At 65.5% G+C, this 1416-nt stretch carries 1 protein-coding gene; it reads right to left on the bottom strand.

Annotated elements, in window-relative coordinates; translation table 11 throughout:
• Positions 1 to 16: 16 nt before the first annotated feature.
• The gene (locus tag ABT245_RS45895) at positions 17 to 1117 is read right to left on the bottom strand and encodes a P-loop NTPase family protein (RefSeq protein WP_351747121.1); all 1101 of its coding nucleotides are present in this window, start codon (positions 1115 to 1117) and stop codon (positions 17 to 19) included.
• Between the last annotated feature and the right edge of the window lie 299 nt (positions 1118 to 1416).

The following is a 1416-nucleotide window of genomic DNA, read 5'->3' as shown; positions in this document are numbered from 1 at the left end:
GGCGTAGGAACTCCCATCATCCCAGGTCAGCAGGCACCTCTTCCCATTTCCCCGTCCCCAGACCGACCTTCACGCGGTGGATCCAGGCTGAGTCGTCCTGTGCCAGCGCTCCACGCATCTTCTGGAGATCTTCCGTGAGGCGATTCGGGCGAAGCTGACCGCGAAGGCGCGCTGCGATCGCGTTCACAGCGACCACATCCATGCTCGCGAGTGGGATTTCCTCGGCCCCGGGGAGTTCGGGCATCTCCTTGAGCCAGGTGCCACGTACGCTCGACGCGGCAGCTGCCTGGCGCACAAGCGCCCTCGCCCGCGCGCGCTGGGTCTCATCCTGCGCTCCGAGGTGCAACCAGACCCCCGAGAGGTACAGCAAGAGGCCGCGATACCCGCGGGTGCTCCCACCGCCCGCACCGACAAGGCGTGCCGCTTCCTGAAGCTGCTCACTCGCCGAGACCCACTCGCCTCGGAAGGCCAGGTGCCACGCCTCGACTTCGGTGGCAGATGAGGCTCCAAGTGCCTCCGCACCGGGCGACTCGACCTTTACCGCGTCCTGCCGGAACTCCGCCACGAGCGGCTCGCCGCCTTCACGCCAGGCAGCGTCGTGTTCGAGGAACATCTTGACGTTCTCGATGACTTCGCCAGGATCGGTACCGCGACTGTTCTCCCAGCCAAACTCGACCTCGGCCTGCAACTCGGGCTCAAGGGCTTCACGGTTGTCCGGCCGACTGAAATACCTCGTGATGTCCGATCCGAGCACTACAACGACGGCGTAGTCGTTCGGTCCACGGGTACAGCGCCCCGCTCCCTGGACGATGCGTGTCCGGAGACGTTCGGCGAGAGCGGCACTCGCTTCGGCGCGCTCGCTGAGGAACTTCTCTTGCAGGCCGACCGCGTCTGGCTTTCCCCCCAGGACCACGATCCGGCAGGCTTGGCCTGGAAGGTCCAGGCCGTCGTAACGGTTCGCTAGCCCAAGCACCCCCGTCGGCGCTGCAGCGAAGACGTCGAGACCCTGCTCGACGTCGTCCCGGCCCATGACTGGCGTGCCGTCGCCCGCGAGCGCTGTTGCAGCCGCTTCTGTCTTCGCCAACGTCTCCTGACTCAGCACGAGCGCCTTGTTCATGACACCGACGATCCGTTTAGTCATCCCGAGTGCATCTCCACCGGCCGCGAGGTCGGGAAACACGAAGAGTCGGCGTCCGGAGCGTGGTGGGGTTTTGGTGGGAAGTGGCATCCTGACGATCCGCGAGCGGCCGAACGCTCGTTCGAGTTCACCTCCGGATCCGAGCGTCGCCGAGAGGTAGATCCGCTGCTCAGCGTGCGAGAAGCCCTCCCTGTCAGTCTGTGATGAGACACCCGGTATGCCGGGTTATCCTTCCTGGGCGAGACAGGAGCCCCACCCCAGATGACCAGCACGAATGG

The organism is Streptomyces sp. NPDC001508, assembly GCF_040298665.1.
Taxonomy (GTDB): Bacteria; Actinomycetota; Actinomycetes; order Streptomycetales; family Streptomycetaceae; genus Streptomyces.
This window is presented reverse-complemented; position numbering and strand designations above follow the sequence as displayed.